We start from the raw sequence: 3862 nt of genomic DNA, 5'->3' as shown, positions 1-3862 counted from the left end.
CCACGTCACCGACTACAGCAAGTGCCACACCACCGACGTCAACAACCTCACCTTCGCCTGCGGCCCCCACCACCGCCTACTAAGACCCGGCGGCTGGACCACCCGCACAAACACCCACGGCGACACCCAATGGAAACCACCCCCACACCTCGACACCGGCCAACCCCGCACCAACACCTTCCACCACCCCGAAAAACTCCTGCGCGACGAGGACGGCGACGGCCCGTAGTGGCCAGATCGTCAGTCAGGTCTAGTCGGAGTCATTCTCCCGCGCGGCGGCCTTCTCCAGGTCGGTCAACGCAGGCTCGATCCGATCGGCCATGTCGTCGATGTCGTTGGCCACCTCGGGCGTCGTCACGAAGCCGAAGTCCAGGTAGTCCTGGTAGGAGAAGCAGGTGATGTTGAGCGCGACGTCCATCACCGGCGGCCCCAGCGGCACCAGCGAATCCAGTTTGGCGCCAGCCATATACAACGGGAACGGCGGTCCGGGGACGTTCGAGACAACCAGGTTGATGGGGGCCAGGTTTCGCGACAGCCCGCTGGCTGTGTAAGCCCGCGCGGCCAGCTGCAGCAGCCCGGGCGGCGTGGTCTCGGTCAGCCCCATGATCTGATGCGCCGACAGCGCCTTGGCCATCAGCTTGGCGTTCTGGGTGCTTTCGTGAATGGCCCGCAGCCGCTCGCCCGGGTCTTCGACATCGGTGGCCAGCGAGACGGTCATGGAACTGACCTTGTTGCCGACGTCGTCCTTGTCGTTGTCGGTGCGCGTCGAGACCGGGATCTGCGCGATGAGCGGCTTGGCGGGCAGCTCGCCGCGTTTCTGTAGATAGTCGCGGGCGGCGCCGGCCACCAGGGCCAGCACGACGTCGTTGAGCTTGACGCCGTAGGCGTCCTTGACGACTTTGGCGCGGGCAAGTTCAACGCGGCACCCGGTGATGCGCCGATGCGGCGAGACCGGCGCGTTGAAACGGGTTTTGGGCGCCTCGAAGTAGCGCGGCGGTCTGCTGCGCACACCCAGGGTGGCGATCTGCTGGCGCACGGTCTGCTCCATCAGCCGCGCGATGCGGAACGGCGTCTTGACGCCCACGTTGATCAGGGCGCCCACGGCGCGCCGCTCTAGTCCGGGCAGCTGGAATCCCACCAGCGATCCGACCGTTTCCTGTTGCGGCGCACGCGGTTCCGGCGTGGTGTCCAGCAGGATTTCACCCAGTCCGGCGCCCGAGACCCCGTCGACAATGGCGTGGTGCATCTTGGTCAGCGTGGCGATCCGGCCGCCCTCGACGCCCTCGATCACCCACATTTCCCACAGCGGCCGGGAGCGATCCAGCTTGTAGGACATCAGCCGCCCGACCAGCTCCTCGAGCTCGCGGCGACCGCCCGGCGCGGGAACCCCGATGCGGCGGACGTGGAAGTCGACGTCGAGCTCCTCGTCCTCGACGAACCACGGCCGGTCCAGTCCCAGCGGCGCGCCAGTGACCCGCCACCGCAACTGCGGGACCTCGGGCAGGCGCTCGATCAGTAATTGACGGAGACGTTGAAAGCTGTACTCGGAGCATTCCTTCGGGTCGCAGATCGCCAGCGCCCCCACGTGCATGTGCCAGCCCGCGGTTTCCGCTGACCAAAACGCCGCATCGACACTCGAAAGCCGTCTCATCACCTGACCGTAACCCCCCAACCGCCGTCGCCACCAGCAATGGCAAACAAACTACCCGCCGGCTCGGCGCAGGAAGCGTCCGCGTGGCTACCGGGTCGACGCGGCTACCCGCGGGCACCCGTCTGCGACAACATATTTGTCCGTCCGGGTGCCAGGCGGGCGGCTCACTGGCTTCGATCGACGGGAGTCGCGGGCGAACTGGGCGACGTCGGGCTCGGCATCGATCGGGTCCACGCCCGTGGGACCGACAAGATCCCGATCGCCGCGCCGCGCCCGACGCTCACCCTGGGCGCCGCGTGATTCGTGCCGCCCCCCGGCGAGCACATGACCGCGGCCCTGCACAGCGCGGCGGCCTTGTTGAGGGAACTCAGGTGTTTGAGCGCGAAGTCGACCGGTGCCGACAACGAGCTCAACTTGGACAGCGGCGCCGTTGCCGACAACAGGGACGTATCAAAGGTGGCCAGCGGCGAGGTGGACAGCGCGCCCAGCGCTTCGGAGATGGTTGAGATCACTTGTCGGCCAGTCGTTATGACCTCCGGTGCGACGGTCAGGGTCCAGTTGCGAGACGGCGGGGTGACCCCCACGGGCTCGCCGGGGTCGGCGGCGGGCGGCGGCGAATCGAACGGTGTCAGCTTCCAGACGCCGGCCGACGCGCGGGCGTAGGCATACATGGCCGCGGCATCCTGCGCCCACATCCGTTCGTAGTCGGCGTCGGCGTCGGCGACCGCCGGACTGAGCTGGCCCAGACAGTTCGCCGCGGCCAGCGAAATCCGCCGCAACCGGTTGGCGTCGATCGCATGGGGCGACACCACCGCCGCAAGCGCCAAGCCGTAGGCGGCCGCGGCCGCGGTGGCCTGACTGGCCGTCTGCCGGGCCTGCGCGGCGGTGGCGTCGAGCCACGCCAGATAGGGTGCGACGGCTTGGGTGATCGGCGTAGTCGACGCGCTCTGCCCTCCCGGTTCCAGCTCGGCGATCACCGCCCGGTAGGTCAGCGCCATGTCAGCGAGTTGGGCGCCCAGCACGCCCCAGGCCTTGGCGGCGTCCATCATTGATCCGGCGCCGGGGCCCGAATGCATCCGCCCCGAATTGCTTTCCGGCGGAAGGGCACCGAAATCCATCACTGGCCCCAGCTCAATGGCGGGCGAATGGTGCTGCAACATCAGGCTTTTCTCTTCGGGGGTGATGGATATGCGGCGGCAGTTGGTGTTGGCGGTCAGCCGCTGCCCTTACCGCCTTCGGCGGACTCGAGTTGACGTGGGCAGTACGACTTCGCCGATATCGTCGCGAACTGGGCGGCGCCGTTGGTGCTCAGCGCGGGGTTGTTGTCCCGCAGGTCGTTGAGGAGCTGAAGACCGGAGACGCCACGAGAGATCAATCCGCACACCGCTTTTCCGGCGGCAACGGCTTGGTCCGGATTCGCAAAACTGATCCCCACCTTGTGGAGATCGGCGATGAAGACCTCGTTGTTCTCGTCGGCGGCCGCCTCGTCCTCTCCCGGGACGGCGTGTGCGGGTACCGCGGTGACGATGCCCAGCGATACACCGAGAAGCGCTAGCAGCAGTTTCATGCATCCTCCTTCGAGGCCCTATGGCGGTTTCCCGGTTGATCCGGTCCACTGAGACGAAATCTGTTGCACCGCAAGGCGCTACCCCAGTTTCGATTCGGGGGATCCGACCGCGACTTCCTCTCCGTCGGTCACGTGCACGGCGTGCACGCCCGGCGTTGTCCTGAGCTTGGCGACCAGGTCGTCGAGGCCGGCCTCGTCGACGTTCCAGTGCTGCACCTGGTCGGGCATCTCCTGCAGTTGGGCGATGATGCGGTCGAGCTTGACCGGTCCCTGCCGGCGCTCGCCGGTGATCGCGCGGGCCTGGATGCCCGTGGTGCTGACGACACGCGATGCCGGGCTGCCCAGCGCGCCGCCCGCCAGACTGCCCAGGGTCGCCTCGTTCACCAGGCCCGACAAATCCGTCGCCGCGGCCGCGGCCAGGCTGGTGCCCGGTAGCGCGGTGGAGGCCAGCCTGATCGCCGGGGCGGCCGTCGCCCAGCTAGCCGGCACCGACAGCTTGCCCACTGTTGGCGCGTTACCCAGCACCGCCGATACGGGCTTTGCCGCGATGCCGGCGGCGATGTGGCCGGGCGACGCCAGCCCGGCGCCCAGCGACGATTTGGCCATCGCGGCGCTCCACGGCGCATAGATGAAGAAGTTCTTCC

4 protein-coding genes and 1 pseudogene are annotated in these 3862 nt (G+C 67.9%); 1 reads left to right on the top strand and 4 read right to left on the bottom strand.

Annotated elements, in window-relative coordinates:
* Positions 1 to 229: pseudogene (locus A5622_RS21025) on the top strand (hypothetical protein); the annotation flags it as partial.
* A 21-nt stretch (positions 230 to 250) separates the two neighbouring features.
* Here the strand turns inward: A5622_RS21025 and A5622_RS21020 are convergent.
* From A5622_RS21020 to A5622_RS21005, 4 genes are all read right to left on the bottom strand, one after another.
* Complete coding sequence (locus A5622_RS21020; RefSeq protein ID WP_066865391.1) at positions 251 to 1651, bottom strand: wax ester/triacylglycerol synthase family O-acyltransferase; 1401 nt, start codon at positions 1649 to 1651, stop codon at positions 251 to 253.
* Between the two features lie 164 nt (positions 1652 to 1815).
* The gene (locus A5622_RS21015) at positions 1816 to 2769 is read right to left on the bottom strand and encodes a PPE family protein (protein ID WP_066865387.1); all 954 of its coding nucleotides are present in this window, start codon (positions 2767 to 2769) and stop codon (positions 1816 to 1818) included.
* A gap of 95 nt (positions 2770 to 2864) precedes the next feature.
* Positions 2865 to 3218 carry a DUF732 domain-containing protein gene (locus tag A5622_RS21010; RefSeq protein WP_066865384.1) on the bottom strand — a complete coding sequence of 118 codons (354 nt, stop codon included), beginning with the start codon at positions 3216 to 3218 and terminating at the stop codon, positions 2865 to 2867.
* A gap of 78 nt (positions 3219 to 3296) precedes the next feature.
* Positions 3297 to 3862 (bottom strand): PE/PPE C-terminal domain-containing protein (locus A5622_RS21005; RefSeq protein ID WP_197508064.1); only part of this gene is annotated, 566 nt, incomplete at its 5' end.

This window comes from Mycobacterium sp. 1245801.1 (genome assembly GCF_001673055.1).
In the GTDB taxonomy this organism is placed as follows: Bacteria; Actinomycetota; Actinomycetes; order Mycobacteriales; family Mycobacteriaceae; genus Mycobacterium; species Mycobacterium europaeum_A.
The sequence above is the reverse complement of the archived record's forward strand: the minus strand, read 5'-3'. Positions and strand labels throughout refer to the sequence as shown.